Origin of the sequence: Rhodococcus sp. G-MC3, assembly GCF_030063335.1 — a bacterium.
Taxonomy (GTDB): Bacteria; Actinomycetota; Actinomycetes; order Mycobacteriales; family Mycobacteriaceae; genus Rhodococcoides.
Window position 1 is genome coordinate 22,128 of the sequence record NZ_JASISW010000001.1, and the last position, 26,301, is coordinate 48,428.

The window sequence follows — 26,301 nt, forward strand, 5'->3', positions numbered from 1 at the left end:
CTGGCGTGACGCCGCACGACACCGTCACGAAAGGGCGTACGTGGCAGCCACCGATATCCGTCAGACCGTAGATTCAGCAACAGAGTCTGCGTCCCCTGCACCTGCTGCGGAGGCACCGAACGACACGATCCGAGAGGTCGACGCAGCACCCGCAGCAAAGGTTGCCGCACCTGCCAAGAAGGCCGCGGCCAAAAAGGCACCGGCCAAGCGCGCGGCAGCGAAGAAAGCTCCCGCAAAGAAAGCTGCGGGCAAGAAGGCGACCGATTCCGGCTCCACCGCCGAAGGCGACGACAATGCTCCCGGCATCGACGAGATCGACGTCTCCGACGGTGACATCGCGGCAGCAGCGGGCGACGTCGTAGAGGTCGTCGCTGCGGGCGACGACACCGAAGAGGATGCAACTTCCGAGCCGACCGCCGAGGACAAGGCCTCCGGCGACTTCGTCTGGGACGAAGAGGAGTCCGAGGCCCTTCGTCAGGCACGCAAGGACGCCGAGCTCACCGCTTCGGCCGACTCGGTTCGCGCCTACCTCAAGCAAATCGGCAAGGTCGCACTTCTCAACGCTGAAGAAGAAGTCGAACTGGCCAAGCGCATCGAAGCCGGGCTTTTCGCCACGGAAAAGATGCGAGAGTTCGCGGAGAAGGGTGACAAACTGCCTGTCGCGGCTCGCCGTGATTTCACCTGGATCTGCCGCGACGGAAACCGCGCCAAAAATCACCTCCTCGAAGCCAACCTCCGCCTCGTCGTCTCGCTCGCGAAGCGCTACACCGGCCGCGGCATGGCCTTCCTCGATTTGATCCAGGAAGGCAATCTGGGTCTCATCCGCGCCGTCGAGAAGTTCGACTACACCAAGGGTTACAAGTTCTCGACGTATGCCACTTGGTGGATCCGTCAGGCGATCACCCGCGCGATGGCCGACCAGGCCCGTACCATCCGTATTCCGGTACACATGGTCGAGGTCATCAATAAGCTCGGTCGTATTCAGCGCGAACTTCTCCAGGATTTGGGCCGCGAGCCCACTCCCGAGGAGCTCGCGAAAGAAATGGACATCACGCCGGAGAAAGTTCTGGAGATCCAGCAGTACGCGCGTGAGCCGATTTCCTTGGACCAGACCATCGGCGACGAAGGCGACAGTCAGCTCGGAGACTTCATCGAAGACTCGGAAGCCGTCGTTGCAGTCGATGCCGTGTCGTTCACGTTGCTCCAGGATCAGCTTCAGTCGGTCCTCGAAACGCTTTCCGAGCGCGAAGCGGGAGTGGTTCGCCTCCGTTTCGGTCTCACCGACGGTCAGCCGCGCACACTCGACGAGATCGGTCAGGTCTACGGAGTGACACGCGAACGCATTCGTCAGATCGAGTCGAAGACGATGTCGAAACTTCGCCACCCGTCACGCTCACAGGTTCTCCGCGACTACCTCGACTAGATCGTCCCGGATTCGCACAACACGAGAAGCCGCTGCTCATCCTCCGAGGAGACAGCGGCTTCTCGCTTGTGGACTTCACGGCATGTGAAACATTCGGCGCCGGGGACGCCGGTGTTGGTTACAGCTCCGGAGACGAGAATTTTCCGTCTACGCCTGGGCGATACGGCACCACCGCTGAAACCGCGCACAGGGGAAGCGGCCCATACAGGTGAGGGAACAACATCGACTCGGGGTCCCCTGGCACTCCTGGCTCCCATCTGAGCGGCGCACCGAGCTGACGCGGATCGAGCACCAGCAGAAGTAAATCCGTTCGACCGGCGAACAACCGGTTGGCGGGGAGATGAATCTGCTTGGCCGAGGACAGGTGGACGAAACCGATGCTCTCGAAAGAGAGGGGTCTGACTTCACCGACTCTTCGAGCTGACTCCCACTCCCCGGCGGAGCAGATGTGCAGCAGTACGCCGTCATCTTCGTTCACTGCGGATTCATTCACGGCACAGCGCCTCTCGGACGTCGTTCGGGTCTCACCCGAGTGTGATCGATCGCGCCTCGACCTTTTCACGGCGGGGGTATCTCGTCGGACCCGTCGCTACGCGCTGCGTCTGCACGCGTACCGCTGCCACCCAGCACGACTGCCCCGACGACTGCGACGATCCCCGCCGCTTCGGCGAGTGTAGGCAGTTGGGTGAGCACGACGGCGCCGACGACGGTTGCGGTCGTCGGCAGTAGCGCGAGGAGCAGAGCGAATCGAGCGCGGCCGATTTTGGCGAGGACGATCTGATCCAGCACATAGGGAATCACGCTCGACATCAGGCCGACTCCGAGGCCGAGGATCCATACTCGCGGCTCCAAAAAGACGCTTGCATCCGCGCCCAACACCGGACCGAGCAGCAGCGGCGACAGGAGCAGTGCACCGGCCGCCATACCGACTGCTAGGTCGTCGATCCCATCGCCCGAGTCGGCGACGCGCTTACCCAACAGGATGTATGCCGCCCAGAGTGCCGCCGAGGCGAGCGCGAATCCCACTCCTGGCAGCCCGACCGAGCCCCCGTCGAACTGAGAGCCTGCGATGGCGAGAACGCCCGCGACGACGAGAACGAGAGCGCACACATCTCGGGGTCTGCGCGAGCCGAAGGCAGCCACCGTCACCGGGCCGAGGAACTCGATCGCGACGGCCGCACCCAGTGGGATTCGCGCGATTGCTTCGTAGAACATGACGTTCATTCCGACCGTTGCCAGCCCGAACAGTGTGGCAATCATCACTTTTCGGCCGGTCCAACGGCGCGAGTCGGTGCGACGAACCCACGGTCTGCGCCACAGGAGCAACACCATGCCCGCACCGAGTGCCCTCAACCATGCGACTGCCGCCGGATCGAGAATGTCGAAGAGGAAAATTCCGATCGCAGCACCGAGATATTGACAGAGCCCACCTGCGACGAACAGCGCGGGGATGCTCGCTCCCGGAAACGAGCCCATGCGGTCGACGCCCGCCGCTTCGGCCTTACCTCGTGCCACCGGTCGACTCTAGTCGGCCGTCTGCCCCTCGAACGAATCAGCTGTGAGCGAACAGCTTTTTGGATGCAGACCCGCTGCCAGCAGCTTTCCATAGCGTTCCATGTCAGTGACAACACAAAGACACACCCGCGGGAACAACGCATGACCGCCGAACGTCTGAAAGAGTGTACGGACCGCGCCATACCGACGCGGCGGACCGGCCCCAGGCAATCGGGTGACACCGAAACGCCAGTACGGAGGAGTCATGCCCGGAACATTGACCAGCCCACAGTTGACAGCTGCCGACCGGTGCGACCGGTGCGGTGCAGGGGCTCGCGCACGTGTAGTGCTCTCGACCGGAGGAGAGCTCCTCTTCTGCGGTCATCACGCCAAGGAGCACGAAGACCGATTGCGCGAAGTGAACGCAACGGTAGTGACCGAATCGGACTCCACGGTGTAACCGGCTCGCACGCGTAACGCTCGTAGAAGAGCGGGTGACCACTTCAGTGGTCACCCGCTCTTCTTTGATTCACGACTATTACGCCGTCACATTTTGCGCAGTTGAGTGATTCGTTCGCTCAGTTGATCGGTCGTCGCCATGGCCGTGGGAGGCCCACCGCAGACCCGTCGTAGATCGCCGTGAATGACACCGTGCGGCTTCCCGGTGCGGTGGTGGTACACCGCAACCAAACTATTCAGTTCACGGCGCAGAGTGGCCAGCTGGGCTGCTGTTGAGACTCGTTCGGAGGCTGCAGGCGCAGGGACGCTCGACGCGGCCACAGCTGGCTTCTCCAGCTGTTCCTGTTGACGCTGACGCAACAGATCCCGCATCTGCTTGGCGTCGAGCAGTCCCGGCAGGCCGAGATAGTCGGCTTCTTCGTCGCTGCCGGAGAAGGTCGCCGTCCCGAACGAGGAACCGTCGTAGATGACCTGATCCAGTTCCGCGTCGGCACCGAGCGAGGTGTAGGCCTTCTCCTCGTCGCCGAGCTCGTCCTTCTGCTTGTTGGCGTCGGCCAGCAGCTGGTCGTCGAGCCCGTCCGTTTCACGGTGAGGCTTTCCAAGAATGTGATCGCGCTGCGCTTCCAGCTGACTGGCGAGGTCCAACAGGACCGGCACGGACGGCAAGAACACGCTTGCCGTTTCCCCCGGGCGACGCGACCGCACGAAGCGACCGATCGCCTGGGCGAAGTACAAAGGTGTCGACGCACTCGTGGCGTAGACACCGACCGCCAGACGCGGAACGTCGACGCCCTCGGACACCATGCGGACAGCTACCATCCACTTTTGGTCACTTCTGCCGAATTCGGCAATACGGGACGACGAGGTCGGATCGTCGGACAACACGATGCACGGTGTCTCTCCGGTGATCACCTCGATCAACTTCGCGTATGCCCGTGCCACGGTCTGATCGGTCGCAATGACCAAGCCGCCGGCATCGGGCATTCCGCCGCTGCGAAGCTGACCCAGTCGAGTGTTGGCGGCATGCAGTACCGCAGGCATCCAGTCACCCTGCGGATCGAGGGCCGTACGCCACGCGCGCCCCGTCTGTTCCGCGCTCAGCGGCTCGCCCAGTCGGGCCGTGAACTCCTCACCTGCGTTGTCTCGCCATCGCGCTTCACCCGAATAGGCCAGAAAGACCACGGGACGGACGACACCGTCGGCGAGTGCTTCGGAGTAGCCGTACGAGTGGTCCGCGCGCGAGCGCATCAGACCTTCCTGGTCCGGCTCGTAGTTGACGAACGGAATCGGACTGTCGTCGCTACGGAATGGGGTACCGGTCAATGCAAGTCGACGGGTTGCGTCCGAGAATGCTTCTCGGATTCCCTCGCCCCAACTCTTGGCGTCACCGCCGTGGTGGATCTCGTCCAGGATGACCAGCGTCTTCCTGGATTCGGTGCGCACACGGTGCCGGAACGGGTGTGCCGCGATCTGGGCGTAGGTGACCACGACGCCGTGATAGTCGCTCGAGGTCTGTCCGGTCGAGTTCGAGAACCGCGAATCGAGCGCGATGCCTACTCTGGCGGCCGCTTCCGCCCACTGATGCTTGAGATGCTCGGTCGGTGCGACGACAGTCACCTGATCCACGGTGCGATGCGCCAATAACTCGGCGGCGACCCGAAGCGCAAACGTCGTCTTTCCCGCACCAGGAGTAGCGACCGCGAGAAAATCTTTGGGTGCTGCGACGAGGTATTTGGTCAGCGCCCGCCTCTGCCATGCGCGCAGCGGTGCTGCGGCCGCCGGGGCCGCGGGATCGTTCGTCGGGTGTGTGGTTTCGGTCATATCAGCGCTCACTGGCCGCCGGTTCCTGGCATCGATCGAATTCCTCGCGCTCTCGGTAGCCCTGCAGTGTCCGCCGTGGAGCCTATCGCTCCGCACCGACTGATTCCGCATCGCCGCGGGTGTGACTCTTCCGACCCCGAAACGACACGCCGACGGCCTGTCGGCGGGGCGGAACGAGCGCACTCACTCTCCGTCAGGAATGCTGGAGGGACCATGAGTGAATCCGCTGGCGAAACAGAGCGCGCCGGACAATTGTCCGCCCGCAGACCGTTCCGTCTCGCCGCCGTTGTGACGCTACGCACACTCAGCAAGGCGTGGGACGACTCGATCTTCAGCAAATCGGCAACCGCTGCTTTCTGGCAGACGCTCTCACTCCCACCACTTCTACTCGGCGTACTGGGCAGCCTCGGATTCGTGGCCGGCTGGTTCGGACCGAACACCATCGACATCATCGAGTCGAAGATCATCACCTTCAGCAACACTCTGTTCAGCAGCAGCGTTGTCGACGGCATCATCGAGCCCACCGTGCAGGACATCCTGCAGCAGGGTCGCGGCGAGATCGTGTCCGCAGGTTTCCTACTCTCACTATGGGCAGGGTCATCCGCGATCTCCACGTTCGTCGACTCGATCGTCGAAGCACACGGACAGCAGGACGCACGAAACCCGGTGTGGCAAAGAATATTCGCCCTGCTTCTGTACGTCGGTTTCCTCATCGTGGCGGTATTCGTGCTGCCGCTCGTCGCCCTCGGTCCTACCTACGTTCAGCGGTTACTCCCCGACTCGTGGTTCGAAATCGGCAGTGAACTGATCGACGTTCTCTACTACCCGGCCGTCGGATTGCTGCTCATCGTCGGGTTGACGACCCTCTACAAGGTGGCCCTTCACACCTCGTTGCCCTGGCACCGACTGCTCAGCGGCGCGTTGCTTGCCGGAGTGTTCTTCATGATCGCCAGTGCGGTGCTGCGCTTCTACCTGACGTGGATCACCGGCACCGGCTACACCTACGGTGCACTGGCAACGCCGATCGCGTTCTTGCTGTTCACGTTCTTCCTCGGATTCGCGGTGGTGCTCGGCGCAGAGTTCAACGCCACTATCCAAGAATTCTTCCCGGCACGTGCCACCAGAATCGAGCAAATGAAGGAGTGGCTGAGCGCGCAGGCGACCGACGAGGAATCCGGTCCGGTCTCCGCCGTTGCGTGGAGGCTCGCGACTGGTCCGATCCGGCTCTCGGCTGACCGCGCGAAGGCCGCGACGCCGCCTGAGGACCCTGCCGCACCGACAACCCAGGCTGCGGGTGTCCCGGCAACGACATCACCGGCAGCGGGGAAGACCGAGCAACCGCAGGCGAAACCCCAACCCCCGAAGGCAACCCCTGGCGGTCATTCGCCCTTTTTCAGACCTTCGTAGACCTTTTTGCAATCGGGGCATACCGGCGAACCTGGTTTCGCCGATTTCGTCACCGGGAACACCTCACCGCACAGGGCGACGACGTGCGTTCCCATGACCGCACTTTCGGCGATCTTGTTCTTCTTGACGTAGTGAAAGAACTTCGGCCTGTCGTCATCGGTGGTTTCATCCGGTGCGATATCGGGACGATCCTTCGTCTGAGTGCTCATGCTTCGAGATTATTCCGCACAGAGTGCCGAGTGACGAAATACATCGACGGATGCAATAGTCGTGACGTAGTGACACAGTGGAGTCATGACGAGAACTCCGGGGTTTTCCGGCTCTGCCGAGAGCGGCTCGGCCCGTCACCCTGCGTTGATCACCGAAGCACAGAGCTCGGTCGAGGAACAGCACAAGGCACGCGTCCGTAAGTACATGTTCATCATGTCCTTCCGCATCCCCGCATTGGTGCTGGCCGCGATCTCCTACAGCCTGTGGGCCAACCCATGGATCGCCATGGCGATTGTCGGAGTGTCCATTCCGCTGCCATGGATGGCGGTATTGATCGCGAACGACAGGCCGCCGCGCACACAGGACGAGATCAGCCGCTACGACGGGCGCCGCAGTGAACAGGCACCGATCGAGTCGCGTACTCACCATGTGATCGACGCCGCTGACGATTGACCGCACGCTCGACTGAGAGACTGGGTCGGTGACTGCGACCCTCCTTTCCGTCTGTCCACGCCTGCGCGAGGCATTCGTCCGGAACGACTACAACGCCGATGCTGTACTGAAGATGCTCGGTGACGATGCGCATGCAGCACTCGGTAGGAGTGAACCGGCGCCAGTGCGTCTCGCCTGCAAGGGGCAGGGGTCACCAGGCACCCTGGTCACGATGTTCCTGCTGGTGGACGACGTCGCCGAAGATCGAGCAGCAGCAGCGTTGCATCCACTACTCGTCATAGATGCCATCGATGCGGGACTCCTCGTGAGAGTCGGACGTGCCACCGTGCGCGCTGCACTCGACGTCAGGCCGCTCGACACCGGGGACGGCACCCGGTGGGTGATTTCCGACCTCGACGGCAGCATGCGCCCAGCCCCCACTGCCGAAGATCATGTACTGGGCGTCGGGCAGGCGTCGCTCTCGTTGTTACGCGGCACCCCGACGACCCCCGCCGACACCGTCCTCGACGTCGGCACAGGGTGCGGAGTTCAAGCGGTGCACGCTGCGGGTTACGGGCGCAGTGTGACCGCGACCGATATCAGCGAACGTTCGATGCTTCTGGCTGCTGCGACGACAGCGCTCAACCGGATGGACGTGGAACTGATTCAGGGTTCGTGGTTCGAACCGGTGGCCGGTAGAACATTCGACCGCATCGTGGCAAACCCTCCGTTCGTCGTCGGCCTCGGCGCCGTCAACCACAGCTATCGCGACTCGGGACTCGATCTCGACGGAGCCAGCAAGTTGATGATCGAGCAGGCACCGGCTCATCTGAAGCCAGGAGGAACCGCTGCCATTCTCGCGTCCTGGGTCCACGTGGACGGCGAGGATTGGCGAGCCAGAGTGGCGTCGTGGCTTCCCGATCATGGTGTGGACGCGTGGATCCTGCAGCGCGATGTCGCCGACCCGGCTCTGTACGTAGGAACGTGGATGCGCGACGGCGGCGTCGACCCGCGGGACGAGGCTGGAGCAGAACAGGCGACAGCGTGGCTGGAGCATTTCGCTGCAGCCGAGGTGAGGGGAATCGGTTTCGGCTTCGTCTACCTCAGAAGAACCGACTCCCCCACCGATGTGTTGGCAGAAGATCTCACGCAGGCCTTCGAGGATCCGCTCGGCAACGAGGCCATGGCGTACTTCGATCGCGTGGCGTGGTTGCGCGAGAACGACCCGGCCGAAACCGTCTATCTACTCGACGCGTCGACCGCGCTCGAACGCGTCTATCTTCCGGGCGACGAGGGCTGGTCGAGCGAGGTGACACGGGTGCACCGCGGTAACGGCCCGCACTGGCAGCACGAGATCGACGAACTGGGCGCGCTTCTCCTCGGCGCTATGCGCCCCGGCCGCCTCGTGCTCGCCGAACTCGTGCGAATCCTGGCAGCCGCGCACGACCTGGACGAGGACGCACTCTTGGACGCAGCAACCTTGTTGGTAGTCGGTTTGCAGCGGCACGGTCTGATACATCCAGCTGCAGTTCCCAGCTGAGTTCCTCCCCGAACCTTCTCAGCAACTTCTCAGGACAAGCAAGGGATAGAGCCTGGTCAGGCGGGTATCAGAGGGTGGAGCGCGGGAACTTTTCTTGTCCGCCCGGACGTTGAGCTCTATGAGACACCACCGATCAGGAGGCAAGTCATGACCAGCCCCAGCACCACGACCCGCCCGCGCCCCAGCGACGCCGACCTCGACGCCCAGAGTCCGGCCGCAGACCTCGTCCGCGTCTACCTCAACGGAATCGGCCGCACCGCGCTGCTGACCGCCGAAGAAGAAGTGGACCTCGCCAAGCGGATCGAAGCCGGGTTGTACGCGAAGAACGTGCTGGAGAACACCAAGCGCCTCACGGCGGTGAAGAAGCGCAACCTGGCCATCATCGTGCGCGACGGAAGTGCAGCCCGTAGCCACCTGCTGGAAGCGAACCTTCGCCTGGTCGTTTCGCTCGCCAAGCGATACACCGGTCGCGGGATGCCCCTCCTCGACCTGATCCAGGAAGGCAACCTCGGTTTGATCCGAGCGATGGAGAAATTCGACTACGCAAAGGGATTCAAGTTCTCGACCTACGCCACCTGGTGGATTCGTCAAGCGATCACGCGCGGCATGGCAGATCAGAGCCGCACGATCCGGCTACCTGTCCACCTTGTCGAGCAGGTCAACAAATTGGCTCGAATCAAGCGTGAGCTCCACCAGCAGCTCGGTCGCGAAGCCACCGATGAGGAACTGTCCAACGAATCCGGTATTCCCGCCGAGAAGATCGCCGACCTCCTAGACCACAGCCGTGACCCCGTTAGCCTCGACATGCCGGTGGGCAGCGACGAGGAAGCTCCCCTGGGCGACTTCATCGAGGACTCCGAAGCAACGTCGGCAGAGAACGCGGTCATCGCGGGACTTCTGCACAGCGATGTCAGGACGGTACTGGCCACGCTCGACGAGCGTGAGCAGCAAGTCATCCGCCTTCGCTATGGCTTGGACGACGGGCAGCCGAGGACTCTCGATCAGATCGGAAAGCTGTTCGGTCTGTCCCGTGAGCGTGTCCGCCAGATCGAGCGTGAGGTAATGGTCAAGCTCCGTCAGGGCGACCGCGCGGAGAAGCTGCGGTCCTACGCCAGCTGATCCCCCAAAACAGGTGAACCAGTAGCGATTCGCTCCTACTGAGTCACCCCATGCGGTGGCCGAGCCGGGCTTCCTCCCCCCTCTGGGAATCCGGTTCGGCTGCCGCTTGAAATTCTCCGGCCTATCTCGCGGACGGTGAATTGAAACGACGCTCACTACAACCGACGCTCACCTCAACCGACGAGGTCCCAAATCTTTGCGGCTGGGTTCGGGCCCGAGGCGCAACCGCGCATCGGTGATCTGGGCTCCGTGCGCGGACGCCAAAACAGGCTCGCATGCGAGTTCCCGGATTTCGGGGATCTCGTCGGCCATGGCCGACACTCGCTGTACGAGGTCGACCAATGCACTCTTGTTTACTGGAATGGCATTTCGGTACCCGGACAGTAACGGCGCCGCCTTGGGCGCATCGATCAATTGAACAGCCTCGTCCTCGGTCAACGGCAGGACGCGATACGCCCGGTCCCCCAGCAGATCCGAGATGACGCCTGCAAGCCCGAAGGACACCAGGGATCCGAACGATGGATCGTCCTGGACTCCAACCACGCAGCCGATGCCCTTTGCCGCCATTTTTTGAACGTGAAGAAGCGGTTCACCGGAATCGGCAGCCAGAGTTCGGTAGGCGAAACGTACGGCGTCGGCACCTGCGAGGTCCAGTCGAACACCGCCGAGGTCGGGCCGGTGCCGCCATTGCTCGCCGATAGCTTTGACTGCAACGGGATATCCCAATTCGATTGCGGCCGATACTGCTTCATCTTCATCGGTGACCGTTCGAAATTCGACAACGTCGATCCCATAGCACGCAAGCAGTTCGGCGGCCTCGAAGTCGGACAGCCATCGATCACTTTGGTGCGATGCCCAACTGCGCACCAGTGCCACTGCGCGTTCGGAGTCGATTCCGTTGGGCCGAACAGGCTGCGAAGCAGGCCGACTCCGCCATGCCGAATATCTCCACGCCTTTGCGAGTGCGGCGACCGCACGCTCGGGACTCGAATAGGAAGGCACTGATCCACGAATGGGTTGACCTTGGTCACCTCGGACAGCGAGTACATCCGGAATGCCCTCAGTAGCAAGGAATGTCGTCAGTACAGGCTTGTCGCCTCCGCGCACGGCATCACCGAGCGCCTTGGCGAAGGGTTCGACGGTCACTGCCACCGGTGGCACGAACACAACGATCACGGAATCGACGTCGGGTGCCGCGAGCGCACCGGACACCGCTGCCGCGAACTCGGCCGGCCCGGCCTGCGGACCGACGTCGATCGGCGAACCGGCGTGCAATCCTTCGGCCCGTGCCGCGTCGACAGCGAGCACACCGAGTGCAGTCGAGTTTCCTACTACCGCCACTCGGGGGCCTGCAGGAAGCGGCTGGTAGCCGAACAGAATCGCGCAATCGAAAAGCTGCGCAATGGTGTCCACCTGGATCACCCCTGCCTGCTCGAACAGTGCCTTGACGATCGTATCGTCGATGTCCGGTCCGGTCCGCAGTGCAGGCGGTACCGCACCGCGGCCGCTCTTCACAGCGACGATCGGCTTCGTACGCGCCACTCGTCGTGCAATTCGGGTGAACTTACGCGGGTTGCCGAAACTCTCGAGGTACAGCAGAACCACTTCGGTCGCCGGGTCCGAATCCCAGTACTGCAGAAGGTCGTTGCCCGAAACGTCCGCGCGGTTTCCTGCCGATACAAAGGTCGACAATCCCAGGCTGCGCTTGGCAGCCTGGTCGAGAATCGCGATACCGAGAGCGCCCGACTGGCAGAAGAACCCTACGTGTCCCGGCATCGGCAGATTCGGCGCAAGCGTCGCGTTCAATGCGAAAGCCGGATCGGTGTTCGCTACCCCGAGCGCATTGGGGCCGACGAGTCTCATGCCGTGTGCACGCGCGGCGTGCACCAACCGGCGCTCGCTCTCCTGGCCCGCTGCACCGGTCTCCCCGAACCCACCCGACACGACCACGAGCGCCTTGACCCCCTTCTCCAGGCAGGCGTCGAGCACCTCGTCGATCGCCTCGGCAGGTACGGCGGCGATGGCGAGATCGACCGGGTCGGGTATGTCGTGCACGGTTCGGTATGCCCGCACACCCCGCACCGATCGATGATCGGCGTTCACGGGATACACCGGGCCGGTGAAGCCACCGGCGAGCAGGTTGGCAAGAACTGCGTTGCCAACCTTGGAACTGTCGGTCGATGCACCGATCACGGCTACCGAAGTAGGACTGAGCACGTTTCGCACGCTGCGAGCCTCAGCGGCTCGTTCGCGTGAATTACGCACCGACAGAAGCGCTTCGCTCGGGTCGATCGCGAACTCCAAACGGAGGACGCCGCCTTCGAAGGTCCGGCTGACCTGATAGCCGGCCTCTCGAAACACAGTCACCATGTTGCGGTTTTCGGCGAGTACTTCCGCAACGAACATCGACACACCGTTTTCAGCAGCAGCACCGGCCAGGTGTTCGAGCAGAATGGGTCCGAGGCCGCGTCCTTGATGCTCGTCGGCCACGACGAACGCGACCTCGGCCGAGTTGCCGTCGCCCTCGGGAAGGCGTTCGTACCGCCCGACGGCGATGATGTCGTCGCCGAGAATTGCGACGAACGCGACGCGGCCATGATGGTCCACGGTCGTGAAGTTCAGTACGTCGCGTTGCGGCATCGTCGGATACGGACCGAAATATCGTAGATACCGTGTTCGTTCGGACAGTCGACCGTGAAATACGACGAGTGCGTCCGCGTCGGACGGCACGATCGGTCTCAGATGCACGACGCCGCCGTCGGATGCGAGTACGTCGGCCACCCAATGCTTGGGGAACGATGTCTCGGCCTTCTCCCGTTCGCGTTCCTTCGCGGTGAGTTCGGGCTCCACTGCTGGTCCTGGCTTCGCTGCTGGTCCTGGCTTCGCTGTCGGTTCAGTCACGAGGATCCTCCGGATCGAGCCCGAGCAGCGGGAAGCTGGCGCGCCTGGTTGCGATGATGGCCGAGTCGACGCGTTCGAGTGCGCGATCGGCAGCCTCCGACGAACCCTGGACGGCACCACCTGGTCCGTCCCAGGCAGGGAAGTCGACGTCGCCGCCGTCGCCCATGGACTGCGGCAGGTCGATGCTGGGGGCCATCTGACGGACGCGATCGCGCCACGTGTCCGGTAGCGGAGACAGTGGATCGATGTCGCGGCCGAGAGCAGCCGCGATCAAATAGGTCCATGCGCGGGGCACCACGCGAACGAGTCCATATCCACCTCCCCCTACTGCGAGCCAGCGGCCCTCTGCGTAGGTATCGGCCAGATCCCGCATGGCGAGGAAAGCTGCGTTCTGGCCGTCCACCGTCAGGGCGAGGTCGGCCAGTGGGTCTTCGCGATGACTGTCCACACCGCACTGGCTGACGATGATCTGGGGATGGAACGCTCCGATCGCACCCGGCACGATGGCGTGAAATGCTCGCAACCACAGTCGATCCCCGGTACCGGGGAGCAGTGGAATGTTGATTGCGCTGCCCTCGGCCGGACCGTTGCCCACTTCGCTCGACCACCCGGTGTTGGGCCACAGCGTCGCCGGGTGCTGATGCAGCGACACGGTGAGAACTCTCGGGTCGTCGATGAATGCCTGCTGCACGCCATCGCCATGGTGGGCATCGACGTCGATATAGGCGATGCGATCGAATCCGTTGTCCAGAAGCCACGAAATCGCTACTGCCGCATCGTTGTAGACACAGAAGCCCGATGCCCAGTCCGGCATTGCATGGTGCATGCCCCCGCCGATGCTGACAGCACGCCGCGCCCTCCCCGACGCGATCTCCCTGGCCGCGGTGAGCGATCCCCCCGTCAGCATCGCACTCGCCTCGTGCATGTGCCGGAAAACCGGGTTGTCTTCCGAGCCGAGGCCGTGCTCGACATCGTCGGGGTGGACGATTGCCAGCCCCTTCTCGGGCGCACGTTTGACGGCCTCGATGTACGCCGGGGTATGAATTCTGAGCAGTTCGACATCCGAGGCTGCAGTCGGCTCGACGAGTTCGACGCCGTCGAGAAGTCCGATCTGCGTGGCCAGCGACATCGTCAGGTCGAGACGAGTCGGATTCATCGGATGGTCGTCGCTCCATCGATACGCGAGATAGTCGGCGCTCCAGACGACGATGTCGTCGCCGACCACCGAGCTCGTCGACGGCGACTGCATCGCTTGTTCTGCCATGAGAGCCAACGCTACTTGTCCCGCCGGGACTGTGCGAGAGCCCTTCGGTGTTGCACTCGGTTACCGGTGGGTAAGGGCAACGGCACGCCTTGGAAGCGACCTGCAGCGCCAATATGCGCCGATCAACGGTAGAATCGGCGACGACGAAGGGGTTGAGTGTGAAGGATCTGGTCGACACCACGGAGATGTATCTCCGGACGATCTACGATTTGGAAGAAGAGGGCGTCGTGCCGTTGCGGGCACGTATCGCAGAACGACTGGAGCAGAGCGGTCCCACCGTCAGCCAGACAGTCGCCAGAATGGAACGGGACGGACTGTTGTCGGTTGCAGGCGACCGACATCTGGAGTTGACCGAGAAGGGACGCAGCTTAGCTGTCGCCGTCATGCGTAAGCACCGGTTGGCAGAGCGTCTGCTCGTCGATGTCATCGGCCTTCGGTGGGAGGATGTTCACGCTGAAGCGTGCCGCTGGGAGCATGTGATGAGCGAGGAAGTGGAACGCCGTCTCGTGGCTGTCTTGAACAACCCGACGACGTCTCCCTACGGCAACCCGATCCCTGGCTTGGAAGAGCTGGGTCTGGGTCAGCCGGCGCCGGCGCCGGAGGATCTCGTCCGGCTCACCGACCTGCCGCACGGCCAGACCACGCACGTCGTGGTTCGGCGACTGGCCGAGCACGTGCAGTCCGATCCCGAGGTTATCTCGCAATTGCGTGATGCAGGCGTTGTTCCTGATGCGCGCGTTACAGTCGAGGCGAAGCCTGGGACGGTCACCATCACCGTGCCAGGTCACGGCGGAATCGATATTTCGGAAGAGATGGCTCACGCCGTTCAGGTAAAGCAGGTCTAGCAACACCGACGCATCGGGTCGCGGGGCCTGCCCGCCGCCGAGCGGCCCGCACCCGATGAGGAGATCGACAAGTGAAGCTTTTGGTGACCGGCGGTGCCGGGTATGTCGGCAGCGTATGCGCCGCAGTTCTGGCCGAACGTGGCCACGAGGTCGTCGTCGTCGACAACCTGTCCACCGGCAACCTCGATGCGGTGCCGCCGGCAGCAACGTTCGTCGAGGGCGATATCAAAGATGTCGCGCACTCACTCCTCGACGGTGGTGGTTTCGACGGCGTCCTGCACTTCGCGGCGCAGTCTCTCGTCGGAGAGTCGGTGGTAGCGCCTGCCAAGTACTGGTCGGGCAACGTCGTCACGACGCTGTCATTGCTCGATGCGATGCGTGAGTCGGGGACGCCGCGGTTGGTATTCTCTTCCACGGCTGCAACCTACGGCGAGCCCGCCCAGACACCGATCACCGAGTCGATGCCCACTGCACCCACAAATCCTTACGGCGCAACCAAACTCGCGATCGATCATGCAATCACGTCCTATGCGGCAGCCTACGGCCTCGCCGCGACAAGCCTCCGCTACTTCAACGTGGCAGGGGCGTACCGTGAATTCGGCGAAAACCGGGTCGTGGAAACACATTTGATCCCGCTGGTGCTGCAGACTGCCCTCGGTCAGCGGGACAAGATCTCGGTCTTCGGCACGGATTGGCCGACGCCCGACGGCACCGCGGTTCGCGACTACATTCACGTTCTCGATCTGGCCGAGGCCCACATCCTCGCACTGGAATCGTCGGCGGCCGGAGCGCATCGAATCTACAACCTCGGCAGTGGCACAGGTTTCTCCGTCAAGGAGGTCATCGAAGCCTGCACGCGCGTGACACAATTACCGATCCACATCGAAAATGCACCACGGCGAGCAGGCGATCCCGTAGTACTCATCGCATCGAGTGAACGGGCCGTGGTCGATCTCGGCTGGACCCCGAAGTTCACGGACCTGGACGTGATCGTCTCGGACGCATGGACTTTCCTCAAAGACCTCGGCGATCGCTCGCACGCCGCGTCCTGAACTAGTCGATCCGCGGAGGTAGCCGAACTCCGCAGAGTTCGGCTACCTGATATCCGCTCAGTGCCACCTCTCGAATCATCTCCGGGGGCGCGCCCGCCTGAAGCGACCGCTCCAGAAGCTTCGCCAGCGAGTAGTTCGCATCGGCGTCGAGAGCGATGTCGATCGCGACCGACGCCAACGCGCCGTCACCCCGGGCGTAGGCGAAGAACCCCAGGAGTGTTGCCGGGCAAGCACGCTCGGACGCAGGTAACGTGCGCATCAGAAACATCCACAGCTGCTCGGCGATGTCTGCCATGTCGGTCAGTGCGATCGCGAGCAGACTGTCCCGCACCATGACGCTCCGCAGCGCCACGCCGAACTGCGCGGCGCGAGCAGGAAGCAGTTCGACGACGGCCGGACGCTCACGCGAGCGGGATGACCACCATTGAAGTTGCGCGACAACAGCTTCCACTCGAACTCGATCCGATCCAGAGTCCATCTCCGTTGCCACTGCGATGCATCTCTCGACATCGCCTGCCAGCTCATCATCGATCGGCTCCATGGCCTGCTCCAGCGCGGAGCGTGACTCATGGACCGTCCGGCCGTCGACCGCATAGGCCAGGGCAACCGACGAGATCGAAGGATCGGACAATGCCCCTTGCTGCGGCAGACCGGTCAACGATCGCCACAGCCCGCCGTCGACGATCGCTTGCGTGACGAACACCTGAGGCAGTCTGGTCCCCACGGCCCGCAGATTCTCGGTCAGTTGGGTTGCGAGGGCGCGGAATCGACGGTCCCCACCGTTGCCCTGCACCGGCGGAACCCAGCGGTCGTCGACGATCACGCCCAGCGCGGCGTCTTCACCGTTCTGTGCGCACACGGCAGCAAAGCGATCGATCACCTCGGTCATCTCCACCCCGATTGCAGGACTGAAGATCCGAATTGTGCCGTCGATATCGCCGCTACCGGGCGGCAGAATGAGGTCGTGCCGCATTATCGTGCCGATACTCGGAGTGCCGCTGCCTGTACTCCGGATACAGATCAAGATCAGCGATCGATGGGGAGCGAAACCCAGCAGCGCTGGAATCGCAACGAGCAAGTCACCGACGCCGGCGATGCACTCGGTGCTCGCAGCCGGGGGTCGGTTGTCGGAATGCGTTGTCATGAACCACATCGTGCTCATACCGGTGCACGCGAATAATCCCCGACCAGGGGCAGCAGAAACCCTGTGGACAACAGTGGAACCTGTGGACAAGCCCCAACGGCGGAGGTCCGCGGCCATCGACGACGTCGGGGGTGTGTGCTAGCCCGCCTTCACTTTCTGTACGGCAGCGGTGAACAACTCGTCGAGTGTCTCGGCATCGGGGGTGGCAGCGTCGAAAGACATGTGGGTGGCAGCGATCCGAACCCCTCCGACCTGCGCCATCAGGGTCAACATCGACTGCGTTACGGATTCGGTTCCTGTCCCTGAAGACACTGTCTGGCGTACCGCCAGGGTCTCGTCGGCATCGATAGGCGGTGCAGGAGTAATAGTGGAGCGGATTTTCGACGTCGCACCCGACTTGGTCGCTTCGACCTCTGCGCATTCAGTCAACTGGTCTTCACGGACCGACAACGGTTCGTCGACGGACGTCAGCTCGATCGAAATGGTGGCACGGTTCGCGTTGTCGGTCCCGACGATCAACGCCGCCGAGCCAGGAACGACGTCCTTCGGCTTGCAACCTGCCGGTGACACCTCGGCACCGGCGGGTATGCCGGTGAGATCAGGCGAGGCCTGCGCGATTGCCTGAGGCGGCAGAACGATTGCGTCGTACTTCCCGGGGAACGCGGACGGATCGATGAGCAGCGAATCGAGGTCCTCCGAACCGCTCGGAGCAGCCGTCGCGCTACCAGCAGCGGGCTCAGGAGTCCCCTGTACATCGCCGCCACTACAGGCCGTCAACGTCAACGCTGCTGCCGCTCCGATCGCGAGAAGAAGAGGTCGACGTCGTGGTTCGGAACGGCGCAGCACAGGGGTCCTCCAGTTGATGATCCGACTGATCGATGTCCGGTTCCACCTTCTCATCGGACTGTGGAACGCGGCGGTAGGCACGCCAGCGACCGTCAACTTCCCCGTTTGATCCATTCTTCGAGGTGCGGGGACTCCCCACCGATGCTGGTGCCATCACCGTGACCGGTGTTGACTCTCGTCTCCGCCGGCAGCACGAACAACCGATCCCGAATCGACCCGATGATCGTGGGGAAATCCGAGAACGAACGACCCGTTGCACCCGGCCCACCCGAGAACAAAGTGTCACCGGAAAACAGCTCCCCCGCCTCCGGCACGTACAAACACGTCGACCCCGGCGAATGCCCCGGGGTATGCAACGCCACAATTTCGGTGCCCGCAACCGAGATTCGCTGACCGTCTTCGAGCGATCCATGAGAGACCCCGGGATGGGTCTGCTCCCACAGCATCTCGTCGGCCGGATGCAGAAGCACCGGCGCATCGAGCGCCGACGACAACTCCGGAGCCACCGTGACGTGATCGTTGTGACCGTGCGTACACACGATCGCCCTCACCACCCGCCCTCCGACGGCGTCGATAATCGGCCGCGCCTCATGCGCGGCGTCGACGATCACCACCTCGTTGTCGTCACCGATCAACCAAATGTTGTTCTCGACGTCCCACTCACCACCATCGAGAGCGAACGTTCCCGAAGTAACGACTTTGTCGATACGGATACTCACAGCTCCACCACCGAACGCAGTACCTTGCCGTCGTGCATCGCGGCGAATGCAGCCTCGACGCCCTCGATGCCGATCCGCTCGGTCACGAACTTCTCGAGCGGCAACCGGCCCTGCTCGTACAAATCCACCAACAACGGGAAATCCCTCTCCGGCAAACAATCGCCGTACCACGACGACTTCAACGACCCACCACGGGAGAAGAAATCGATCAACGGCATCTCGAGCATCATCTCCGGCGTCGGGACACCGACCAGAACAACGGTTCCCGCCAGGTCCCGGGCGTAGAACGCCTGCTTCCACGTCTCCGGACGACCTACCGCATCGATCACCACATCCGCCCCGAAACCACCCGTCAACTCCTGGACGGCTTCCACTGCGTCGACCTCGGAGGCATCGACGGTATGTGTCGCTCCGAGATCCTTCGCCCACTCCAACTTCTTGCTGTCGCGATCGACTGCGATGATCGTCGTCGCACCCGCCAGAGCTGCACCCGCGATCGCAGCATTGCCGACACCGCCGCACCCGATGACTGCAACCGAATCACCACGCGAAACGTTGCCTGTGTTCATCGCCGCACCAAGACCGGCCATCACACCGCACCCCAGCAACCCCACCACAGCAGGATCGGACTGCGGGTTCACCTTCGTGCACTGGCCATCGTGGACGAGAGTCTTGTCCGCGAACGCGCCGATACCCAGGGCGGGCGAAAGTTCGGTGCCGTCTTCGAGAGTCATCTTCTTCGACGCGTTATGAGTATCGAAGCAGTACCAAGGCTTACCCCTCTTGCACGCCCGGCACTCCCCGCACACCGCGCGCCAGTTCAGCACCACGAAGTCGCCGACCTCGACGTGCGTGACCGCATCCCCGACCGTCTCCACAGTGCCCGCTGCCTCATGCCCGAGCAGGAACGGGAACTCGTCGTTGATCCCGCCTTCGCGGTAATGCAGATCGGTATGACACACCCCGCACGCGGCGATCTTCACCACCACATCGTTGGGACCCGGATCGGGAATGGTGATCGACTCGATCGACACCGGCTCGCCTTTGACCTTGGCAACGACGGCACGCACCTGCTGCGGCATTGTTTCCTCCACTCGTATCGACATATTTGTCTTCACACGAGACTTCCACAATCCATGCATCCGTAGTGACATTCGCACGCGAAGCACGGTCGGCTGTTCACGCGGTTGTGACCGGCGTGGCATACGAACTTCGCGCGGACGGGGTAACTATGAGCCATGTCTGTTGCGATGGAATACGACCTTGTTGTGATCGGGTCCGGCCCTGGCGGCCAGAAGGCGGCCATCGCGGCTGCGAAGCTGGGTAAACGTGTCGCGATCGTCGAGAAGGGAACGATGCTCGGCGGGGTGTGCGTCAACACCGGGACCATTCCGTCGAAGACGTTGCGTGAGGCCGTCCTGTACCTGACCGGAATGAATCAGCGCGAGCTGTACGGCGCGAGCTATCGAGTGAAGGCCAACATCACCATTGCCGACCTGCTCGCCCGAACCACCCATGTGATCGGCAAGGAAATCGAGGTGGTCCGCTCGCAACTGCTCCGCAACCGGATCGAACTCATCACCGGTACCGGTAAGTTTCTCGACGCGCACACGATCGTCATCGACGACGACCAGCGCGGGGAACAGATCACGGTCAAGGCCAAGAACGTTGTCATCGCGACAGGGACCGCACCTGCACGGCCCGCCGATGTCGAATTCGACGACTACCGCGTACTCGATTCCGACGGCATCCTGCATCTGGAGTTCATCCCGGCATCGATGGTGGTCGTGGGTGCGGGGGTGATTGGTATCGAGTACGCCTCGATGTTCGCCGCTCTGGGGACCAAGGTGACTGTGGTCGAGAAGCGCGAGACCATGCTCGACTTCTGCGACCGCGAGATCGTCGATTCGCTGCAGTTCCACCTACGAGACCTCGCGGTCACGTTTCGCTTCGGGGAAGCAGTCACCGCGGTGGATATCGGCCCGTCCGGAACCATCACCACGCTGGCCAGCGGCAAACGCATTCCCGCGGAGACCGTGATGTACTCGGCGGGAAGGCAAGGTCTGACCGAGTCGTTGGACCTCGATAACGCAGGCCTCGAAGCCGATGCGCGCGGGCGGATCTTCGTCGACGAGAGCTTCCAGACCAAGGTCGAACACATCTACGCGGTCGGCGACGTCATCGGCTTCCCAGCGCTCGCCGCGACGTCGATGGACCAGGGTCGCCTGGCGGCCTACCACGCATTCGGCGAGCCGAGCAAAGGACTGACGGACCTGCAGCCGATCGGTATCTATTCGATCCCCGAGGTGTCGTACGTCGGAGCGACCGAGGTGGAACTGACCAAGAACTCGATCCCCTACGAGGTCGGTGTATCCCGCTACCGCGAGCTTGCCCGCGGCCAGATCGCCGGAGACTCGTACGGGATGCTCAAACTCCTGGTCTCGACCGAGGACGCCACCCTCCTGGGCGTCCATATCTTCGGATCGGGTGCTACCGATCTCATCCACATCGGGCAGGCTGTAATGGGATGCGGCGGAACCGTCGAATACCTGGTCGATGCCGTATTCAACTATCCGACGCTGTCCGAGGCATACAAGGTGGCGGCCTTGGACGTCACCAACAAGATTCGGGCATTGAACAGCTTCTCGAACTGAGCGGGAATTAACCCGATGACCGGCGGTGTTGGCTCGTTGTAGGTATCGAGTTCAGATGAGTCTCGATGCGATCGGCCTTTTCGAGCGCGGGTATTCTGACTGCACGTCGGTTTCGGCTCGGTATCGCACGGTCTCCGCCACCGGGAATCGGTGCGATGGACGAATCAACGAAAGGGGTCCGGCATGAACGACAAGTCGAGTATGTACGAGCTGGAGTTTCCAGCGCCGCAGATGTCCTCCAGCGACGGCATCGGCCCCGTACTCGTGCACGGACTCGAAGGCTTCTCCGACGCCGGCCACGCCGTCCGTCTCGCGACGAAACATCTGCGCGAGACGCTGGAGACCGAACTGGTGGCGTCGTTCGACGTCGACGAACTGATCGACTACCGGTCCAGGCGCCCGACCATGACGTTCAAGTCGGACCACTTCTCCGACTACGACGCCCCGGAACTGAACCTCTATGCCGTCAAGGACAACTCCGGCACCCCGTTCCTCCTGCTCGCGGGAATGGAGCCGGATCTACGTTGGGAGAAGTTCAGCACCGCGGTTCGTCTGCTCGCCGAACAACTCGGAGTGCGCAGGACCATCGGTCTCGGCTCCATACCAATGGCGATTCCGCATACGCGCCCACTTGGTGTGACCGCGCACTCCTCCAACAAGGAGCTGGTTCCCGAGGATCAGAGTTGGTCCGGCGAACTGCAGGTGCCAGGCAGCGCATCGTCGCTGCTCGAATTGCGGATGGCGCAGCACGGACACGAGTCGATGGGCTTCTCCGTCCACGTGCCGCACTACCTTGCACAGACCGATTACCCAAGTGCAGCCGAGACCTTGCTCGAGAACGTCGGTGAAGCAGGCGGACTCGACCTTCCACTCGTCGCGCTCGGCCAAGCTGCGGCCCGCGTCCGCGAGCAGGTCGACGTGCACATCACCGGTAACGAGGAAGTGCAGTCGGTCGTCCACGCACTCGAACGGCAGTACGACACCTACGTGGCCGCGCAGGAACAACAGTCGACCCTCCTCGCGGGAGACGAAACTCTGCCCAGCGGGGACGAACTCGGCGCCGAATTCGAGAAGTTCTTGGCGGAGCAAGGCGGCTTCGGAACCGGCGAAGACGGCTCCGATGAAACAGAAACAGAAGATCCCACACCGGATCTGTAACGGCTGTGTACGCGTCACCGGGCGGTTGTGTGAAACTTCACACAACCGCCCGGTTCCTTTAGGGTCCCGCACAGATCTCGCGGCGACGAAACAAACCTGTAACTCTGATATCTCGCCGATCGCGCTCAGTCGTGCAAGAGTCAATGATGAACGTCGGATTCAGACGCCCCACGTGTAGGGAACCAGGAGGCGATATGAGCAACCCACGCGCCCGCAAGCTCAGGCCGGTTCCCGACGCCGAGCCACGGCTGATCTTCAGAACCGTGCACGGCTATCGGCGAGCATTCCGGATGGCGGGCGAGGGCCCAGTCCTACTGCTCATCCACGGTATCGGCGACAACTCCGAGACATGGAACGACGTCATCCCGCATCTCGCACAGAATTACACTGTCATCGCGCCGGATCTGCTCGGTCACGGCCGCTCGGACAAGCCTCGTGCGGACTACTCGGTAGCCGCATACGCGAACGGAATGCGCGATTTACTGTCGGTACTGGGGATCGAACATGTGACCGTGGTCGGCCATTCACTCGGCGGCGGCGTCGCAATGCAGTTCTCCTACCAGTTCCCTCACATGGTCGACCGTCTCGTTCTCGTCTCGTCGGGAGGCGTCACGAAGGACGTTCACCCGCTGCTTCGACTCGCCTCCCTCCCTTTGGCCAGCGAGTTCGTGAAGCTTCTCAGGCTCCCCGGCGCAATGCCCATGGTGAAATTGGCAGGGGCGATGATCGGCAAACTCAACGGCTCACCTCTGCGTCCGGGCGCACTTCTGCACGACACTCCGGATTTGGTCCGGGTACTGAGCGCACTTCCCGATCCCACCGCGTACGAGGCGTATCTGAGAACTCTGCGCGCCGTCGTAGATTGGCGCGGCCAGGTCGTCACCATGCTGGACCGCTGTTACCTGACCGAAAATCTGCCGGTGCTGCTCGTGTGGGGCGATGAGGACTCCGTCATACCCGTCAGCCACGCGCATCTGGCGCACTCCGCGATGCCAGGTTCGCACCTCTCCGTGTTCCGCAGGTCCGGGCATTTCCCGTTCCGCGACGACCCAATGCGTTTCCTTCACGTGTTGGAGGAGTTCTGCGCGTCCACCCCGACCCTCGATTTCGACGAGTCGCGTTGGAGACACCTGCTCATCACAGGCGTCGGCGAGGACATGATCACGGGCAACGCAACTACCCGCTTGGCAGTTCTCGGCGCGATGGGCTCGGACGAGCGCAGTGCTACATAAGCAATCAGCGCAGTTGTCAGGAACAGGCCGATGCTGCCTACCTGGCATTCGCCCCATAACCTTGTAGGCGTGCTCCTCTCCGAACTCGTCCCAGCGCCCACCACCGACGAGGCTCAGGACCCGGATACTCTGTTCGACATTTTCACGACATGGACATCCGAACGCGGACTGGCGTTGTATCCGGCCCAGGAAGAAGCTCTGATCGAGCTGGTGTCGGGCTCCAACGTCATCCTTGCCACACCCACGGGATCGGGAAAGTCGATGGTGGCGGTCGGTGCTCATTTCGCCGCCATGGCGGCCGGCAAGCGCACGTTCTACACCGCGCCGATCAAGGCACTCGTCAGCGAGAAGTTCTTCGCGCTGTGCGACATCTTCGGCGCACAGAACGTCGGGATGATGACCGGCGACGCATCGGTGAACTCGTCGGCTCCGATCGTCTGCGCGACCGCGGAGATCGTAGCGAACTTGGCACTGCGTCAGGGTGCGGACTCCGATATCGGCCAGGTCGTGATGGATGAGTTCCACTACTACTCCGAACCGGATCGCGGATGGGCCTGGCAGGTCCCGCTGATCGAACTGCCGAACGCACAGTTCCTCCTCATGTCCGCGACGCTGGGTGACGTTTCGTTCTTTCGCGACGACCTGACTCGCCGCACCGGGCGTCCGACGACCGTCGTATCGGGCACCGATCGCCCGGTCCCGCTGATGTTCTCGTACGTCACGACGCCGATCGGCGAAACTATCGAGGAGTTGGTGAACACCCATCTCGCCCCGGTGTACGTTGTTCATTTCACGCAGGCTTCGGCGCTGGAACGCGCGCAGGCACTGACGAGTGTGAACGTTGCGTCCAAACCGGAGAAGCAGGCGATCGCCGAAGCGATCGGTCAGTTCAGATTCACGACCGGATTCGGCAAGACGCTCTCGCGCCTCGTACGCCACGGTATCGGCGTACATCACGCGGGCATGCTGCCGAAATACCGCCGGCTCGTCGAGAAATTGGCACAGGACGGCTTGCTGAAGGTCATTTGTGGCACGGACACTCTCGGCGTCGGCATCAACGTTCCCATCAGGACAGTACTGTTCACCGGACTGACGAAGTACGACGGAATCCGCACCCGCAAGCTTCGAGCGCGAGAGTTTCACCAAATCGCAGGCCGCGCCGGCCGGGCCGGTTACGACACCCTGGGCACCGTCGTCGTCGAAGCCCCCGAGCACGACATCGAAAATGCCCGACTCGTCGCCAAAGCAGGCGACGATCCCAAGAAACTCAAGCGAGTCCAGCGCAAGAAAGCACCCGACGGGTTCGTCTCGTGGGGCGAGCCGACTTTCGAGCGAATTGTCGTCGCCAGCCCGGAGGCACTGGTGTCGAGGTTCTCGGTCAGCAACGCGATGCTTCTGAACGTCATTGCGCGGCCCGGGAACTGCTTCACCGCGATGCGGCATCTGCTGGAGGACAACCACGAGGCGCGGCCCGCGCAGCGAAAGCACATTTTGCGCGCGATCACCCTGTATCGGGGGCTCGTCGCTGCCGGGATCGTCGAGCAACTCCGTGAACCGGACGGCGACGGTCGCCATGCTCGGTTGACAATGGATCTGCAGCCCAACTTCGCATTGAATCAACCCCTCTCCCCTTTTGCCCTCGCCACGTTCGAACTCCTCGACGTCGAGTCGCCCACCCATGCCCTCGATGTGGTGTCCGTCATCGAGTCGACGCTGGACGATCCTCGCCAGATTCTGATGGCGCAGCAGCACGCGGCGCGAGGCGAGGCGGTCTCGCAGATGAAGGCGGACGGCATCGAATACGAGGAGCGCATGGAGCTGCTCGAAGAGGTGTCGTGGCCGAAACCTCTTGTCGAGCTCCTTGTTCCGGCGTTCGAGATCTACCGAGGTGGGCATCCGTGGCTCAACGAAGTTGCACTGTCGCCCAAGTCGGTGGTCCGCGACATGATCGAGCGTGCGATGACGTTCGCCGAACTGATCAGTCACGACAGTTTGACGCGGTCCGAGGGTCTCGTTCTTCGGTATCTCGCGGACGCGTACCGTGCACTGCGCCAAACGGTCCCGCCCGAAGCCCGCACCGAGGAGGTTCAGGACATCACCGAGTGGCTGGGTGAGCTGATTCGCCAGGTCGACTCGAGCTTGCTCGACGAATGGGAGAATCTCACGGACCCCGGCGAAGAGCCGGAGTCGAAGCCTGAGGCGTATGGCGGCGACACGCCGAGGCCCATTACGGCCAACCTTCGCGCGTTCCGAATCCTGGTCCGCAATGCCATGTTCAAGCGGATCGAGCTCGCCGCGGCACGGCGATGGAACGAGCTGGACGATCTCGACGACGGCCCGGACTGGGAGTCGGACTTGGAGCCCTACTTCGACGAGTACGGCGAGATCGGCACCGGCCCGTCTGCACGTGGCCCGGCGTTGTTCGAGCTGTCGGTAGGCCGGGATCAGACGTCGGTTCGCCAGATCATCGAGGATCCGGCGGGCGACCAAGGGTGGTCGGTAAACGCCGTCATTGATCTGGACGAGTCGAATGCGTTGGGCGAGATCGTCTTCGACGACGTGACCATCATCGCAGGCTGAG

22 protein-coding genes are annotated in these 26,301 nt (G+C 62.7%); 12 read left to right on the top strand and 10 right to left on the bottom strand.

Annotated features, from left to right (window positions below; all coding sequences use genetic code 11):
* Positions 1-40 precede the first annotated feature (40 nt).
* A complete protein-coding gene (locus QMK17_RS00115) occupies positions 41-1,423 on the top strand; it encodes an RNA polymerase sigma factor (protein WP_283506320.1) in 1,383 nt (460 codons plus the stop codon).
* A 118-nt stretch (positions 1,424-1,541) separates the two neighbouring features.
* Here the strand turns inward: QMK17_RS00115 and QMK17_RS00120 are convergent, their stop codons facing one another.
* Together QMK17_RS00120 and QMK17_RS00125 are read right to left on the bottom strand one after the other, a co-directional pair.
* Positions 1,542-1,901, bottom strand: coding sequence for a DUF952 domain-containing protein (locus tag QMK17_RS00120; RefSeq protein ID WP_283506321.1), 360 nt, complete (start codon positions 1,899-1,901; stop codon positions 1,542-1,544).
* Positions 1,902-1,981: 80 nt separating this feature from the next.
* Positions 1,982-2,938, bottom strand: coding sequence for an EamA family transporter (locus QMK17_RS00125; RefSeq protein ID WP_283506322.1), 957 nt, complete (start codon positions 2,936-2,938; stop codon positions 1,982-1,984).
* A 244-nt stretch (positions 2,939-3,182) separates the two neighbouring features.
* Here QMK17_RS00125 and QMK17_RS00130 point away from each other — a divergent pair, with 244 nt between their 5' ends.
* Positions 3,183-3,377, top strand: a complete 195-nt coding sequence (locus tag QMK17_RS00130; protein WP_283506323.1) for a DUF7455 domain-containing protein — start codon at positions 3,183-3,185, stop codon at positions 3,375-3,377.
* Positions 3,378-3,463: 86 nt separating this feature from the next.
* Here the strand turns inward: QMK17_RS00130 and QMK17_RS00135 are convergent, their stop codons facing one another.
* Positions 3,464-5,197, bottom strand: coding sequence for a DEAD/DEAH box helicase (locus tag QMK17_RS00135; protein ID WP_283506324.1), 1,734 nt, complete (start codon positions 5,195-5,197; stop codon positions 3,464-3,466).
* 213 nt (positions 5,198-5,410) lie between these two features.
* Between QMK17_RS00135 and QMK17_RS00140 the strand changes: the two genes are divergently transcribed.
* On the top strand, positions 5,411-6,604 hold the full coding sequence (locus QMK17_RS00140) for a YihY/virulence factor BrkB family protein (RefSeq protein ID WP_283506325.1): 1,194 nt from the start codon (positions 5,411-5,413) through the stop codon (positions 6,602-6,604).
* Here the strand turns inward: QMK17_RS00140 and QMK17_RS00145 are convergent.
* A complete protein-coding gene (locus tag QMK17_RS00145; RefSeq protein WP_027496881.1) occupies positions 6,577-6,813 on the bottom strand; it encodes a DUF3039 domain-containing protein in 237 nt (78 codons plus the stop codon). The genes QMK17_RS00140 and QMK17_RS00145 overlap by 28 nt on opposite strands.
* 85 nt (positions 6,814-6,898) lie before the next feature.
* Between QMK17_RS00145 and QMK17_RS00150 the strand changes: the two genes are divergently transcribed.
* The 3 genes from QMK17_RS00150 to QMK17_RS00160 all read left to right on the top strand — a co-directional run bounded on the left by QMK17_RS00150 (position 6,899) and on the right by QMK17_RS00160 (position 9,905).
* Positions 6,899-7,267 carry a DUF3099 domain-containing protein gene (locus QMK17_RS00150; protein WP_283506326.1) on the top strand — a complete coding sequence of 123 codons (369 nt, stop codon included), beginning with the start codon at positions 6,899-6,901 and terminating at the stop codon, positions 7,265-7,267.
* Positions 7,268-7,295: 28 nt separating this feature from the next.
* Positions 7,296-8,786, top strand: a complete 1,491-nt coding sequence (locus QMK17_RS00155; RefSeq protein WP_283506327.1) for a class I SAM-dependent methyltransferase — start codon at positions 7,296-7,298, stop codon at positions 8,784-8,786.
* A gap of 147 nt (positions 8,787-8,933) precedes the next feature.
* Positions 8,934-9,905 carry a sigma-70 family RNA polymerase sigma factor gene (locus tag QMK17_RS00160; protein ID WP_283506328.1) on the top strand — a complete coding sequence of 324 codons (972 nt, stop codon included), beginning with the start codon at positions 8,934-8,936 and terminating at the stop codon, positions 9,903-9,905.
* A 168-nt stretch (positions 9,906-10,073) separates the two neighbouring features.
* On the opposite strand, the gene QMK17_RS00165 is transcribed toward QMK17_RS00160, so the two are convergent.
* Together QMK17_RS00165 and QMK17_RS00170 are read right to left on the bottom strand one after the other, a co-directional pair.
* Complete coding sequence (locus QMK17_RS00165; protein ID WP_283506645.1) at positions 10,074-12,755, bottom strand: bifunctional acetate--CoA ligase family protein/GNAT family N-acetyltransferase; 2,682 nt, start codon at positions 12,753-12,755, stop codon at positions 10,074-10,076.
* Positions 12,756-12,798: 43 nt separating this feature from the next.
* On the bottom strand, positions 12,799-14,070 hold the full coding sequence (locus QMK17_RS00170) for an acetoin utilization protein AcuC (protein WP_283506329.1): 1,272 nt from the start codon (positions 14,068-14,070) through the stop codon (positions 12,799-12,801).
* Between the two features lie 158 nt (positions 14,071-14,228).
* On the opposite strand from QMK17_RS00170, the gene QMK17_RS00175 reads away from it, so the two are divergent.
* A complete protein-coding gene (locus tag QMK17_RS00175; protein WP_283506330.1) occupies positions 14,229-14,915 on the top strand; it encodes a metal-dependent transcriptional regulator in 687 nt (228 codons plus the stop codon).
* A 71-nt stretch (positions 14,916-14,986) separates the two neighbouring features.
* Positions 14,987-15,967 carry a UDP-glucose 4-epimerase GalE gene (gene galE, locus QMK17_RS00180; protein WP_283506331.1) on the top strand — a complete coding sequence of 327 codons (981 nt, stop codon included), beginning with the start codon at positions 14,987-14,989 and terminating at the stop codon, positions 15,965-15,967.
* 1 nt (position 15,968) lies between these two features.
* On the opposite strand, the gene QMK17_RS00185 is transcribed toward galE, so the two are convergent.
* The 4 genes from QMK17_RS00185 to QMK17_RS00200 all read right to left on the bottom strand — a co-directional run bounded on the left by QMK17_RS00185 (position 15,969) and on the right by QMK17_RS00200 (position 19,758).
* Entirely contained in the window at positions 15,969-17,111 is a 1,143-nt protein-coding gene (locus QMK17_RS00185) for a DUF4192 domain-containing protein (protein ID WP_283506332.1), read from the bottom strand.
* A 138-nt stretch (positions 17,112-17,249) separates the two neighbouring features.
* Positions 17,250-17,894 carry a sensor domain-containing protein gene (locus QMK17_RS00190; RefSeq protein WP_283506647.1) on the bottom strand — a complete coding sequence of 215 codons (645 nt, stop codon included), beginning with the start codon at positions 17,892-17,894 and terminating at the stop codon, positions 17,250-17,252.
* 155 nt (positions 17,895-18,049) lie between these two features.
* The gene (locus QMK17_RS00195; RefSeq protein WP_283506333.1) at positions 18,050-18,676 is read right to left on the bottom strand and encodes an MBL fold metallo-hydrolase; all 627 of its coding nucleotides are present in this window, start codon (positions 18,674-18,676) and stop codon (positions 18,050-18,052) included.
* Positions 18,673-19,758, bottom strand: a complete 1,086-nt coding sequence (locus QMK17_RS00200) for an S-(hydroxymethyl)mycothiol dehydrogenase (RefSeq protein WP_283506334.1) — start codon at positions 19,756-19,758, stop codon at positions 18,673-18,675. The genes QMK17_RS00195 and QMK17_RS00200 overlap by 4 nt, the downstream gene beginning before the upstream one ends.
* A gap of 156 nt (positions 19,759-19,914) precedes the next feature.
* Here QMK17_RS00200 and sthA point away from each other — a divergent pair, with 156 nt between their 5' ends.
* The 4 genes from sthA to QMK17_RS00220 all read left to right on the top strand — a co-directional run bounded on the left by sthA (position 19,915) and on the right by QMK17_RS00220 (position 26,300).
* The gene (gene sthA / locus QMK17_RS00205) at positions 19,915-21,330 is read left to right on the top strand and encodes a Si-specific NAD(P)(+) transhydrogenase (protein WP_283506335.1); all 1,416 of its coding nucleotides are present in this window, start codon (positions 19,915-19,917) and stop codon (positions 21,328-21,330) included.
* A 183-nt stretch (positions 21,331-21,513) separates the two neighbouring features.
* On the top strand, positions 21,514-22,488 hold the full coding sequence (locus QMK17_RS00210) for a proteasome assembly chaperone family protein (protein WP_283506336.1): 975 nt from the start codon (positions 21,514-21,516) through the stop codon (positions 22,486-22,488).
* 194 nt (positions 22,489-22,682) lie between these two features.
* A complete protein-coding gene (locus tag QMK17_RS00215) occupies positions 22,683-23,720 on the top strand; it encodes an alpha/beta fold hydrolase (protein WP_283506337.1) in 1,038 nt (345 codons plus the stop codon).
* A 69-nt stretch (positions 23,721-23,789) separates the two neighbouring features.
* The gene (locus tag QMK17_RS00220; protein ID WP_283506338.1) at positions 23,790-26,300 is read left to right on the top strand and encodes a DEAD/DEAH box helicase; all 2,511 of its coding nucleotides are present in this window, start codon (positions 23,790-23,792) and stop codon (positions 26,298-26,300) included.
* Position 26,301 lies beyond the last annotated feature (1 nt).

Coding starts and splice junctions, on each gene's coding strand:
- QMK17_RS00130 (WP_283506323.1), top strand. CDS start 3,183: ATGCCCGGAACATTGACCAGCCCACAGTTGACAGCTGCCGACCGGTGC.
- QMK17_RS00135 (WP_283506324.1), bottom strand. CDS start 5,197: ATGACCGAAACCACACACCCGACGAACGATCCCGCGGCCCCGGCGGCC.
- QMK17_RS00170 (WP_283506329.1), bottom strand. CDS start 14,070: ATGGCAGAACAAGCGATGCAGTCGCCGTCGACGAGCTCGGTGGTCGGC.
- QMK17_RS00210 (WP_283506336.1), top strand. CDS start 21,514: ATGAACGACAAGTCGAGTATGTACGAGCTGGAGTTTCCAGCGCCGCAG.
- QMK17_RS00145 (WP_027496881.1), bottom strand. CDS start 6,813: ATGAGCACTCAGACGAAGGATCGTCCCGATATCGCACCGGATGAAACC.
- sthA (WP_283506335.1), top strand. CDS start 19,915: ATGTCTGTTGCGATGGAATACGACCTTGTTGTGATCGGGTCCGGCCCT.
- QMK17_RS00200 (WP_283506334.1), bottom strand. CDS start 19,758: ATGCCGCAGCAGGTGCGTGCCGTCGTTGCCAAGGTCAAAGGCGAGCCG.
- QMK17_RS00150 (WP_283506326.1), top strand. CDS start 6,899: ATGACGAGAACTCCGGGGTTTTCCGGCTCTGCCGAGAGCGGCTCGGCC.
- QMK17_RS00140 (WP_283506325.1), top strand. CDS start 5,411: ATGAGTGAATCCGCTGGCGAAACAGAGCGCGCCGGACAATTGTCCGCC.
- QMK17_RS00185 (WP_283506332.1), bottom strand. CDS start 17,111: ATGACAACGCATTCCGACAACCGACCCCCGGCTGCGAGCACCGAGTGC.
- QMK17_RS00160 (WP_283506328.1), top strand. CDS start 8,934: ATGACCAGCCCCAGCACCACGACCCGCCCGCGCCCCAGCGACGCCGAC.
- QMK17_RS00215 (WP_283506337.1), top strand. CDS start 22,683: ATGAGCAACCCACGCGCCCGCAAGCTCAGGCCGGTTCCCGACGCCGAG.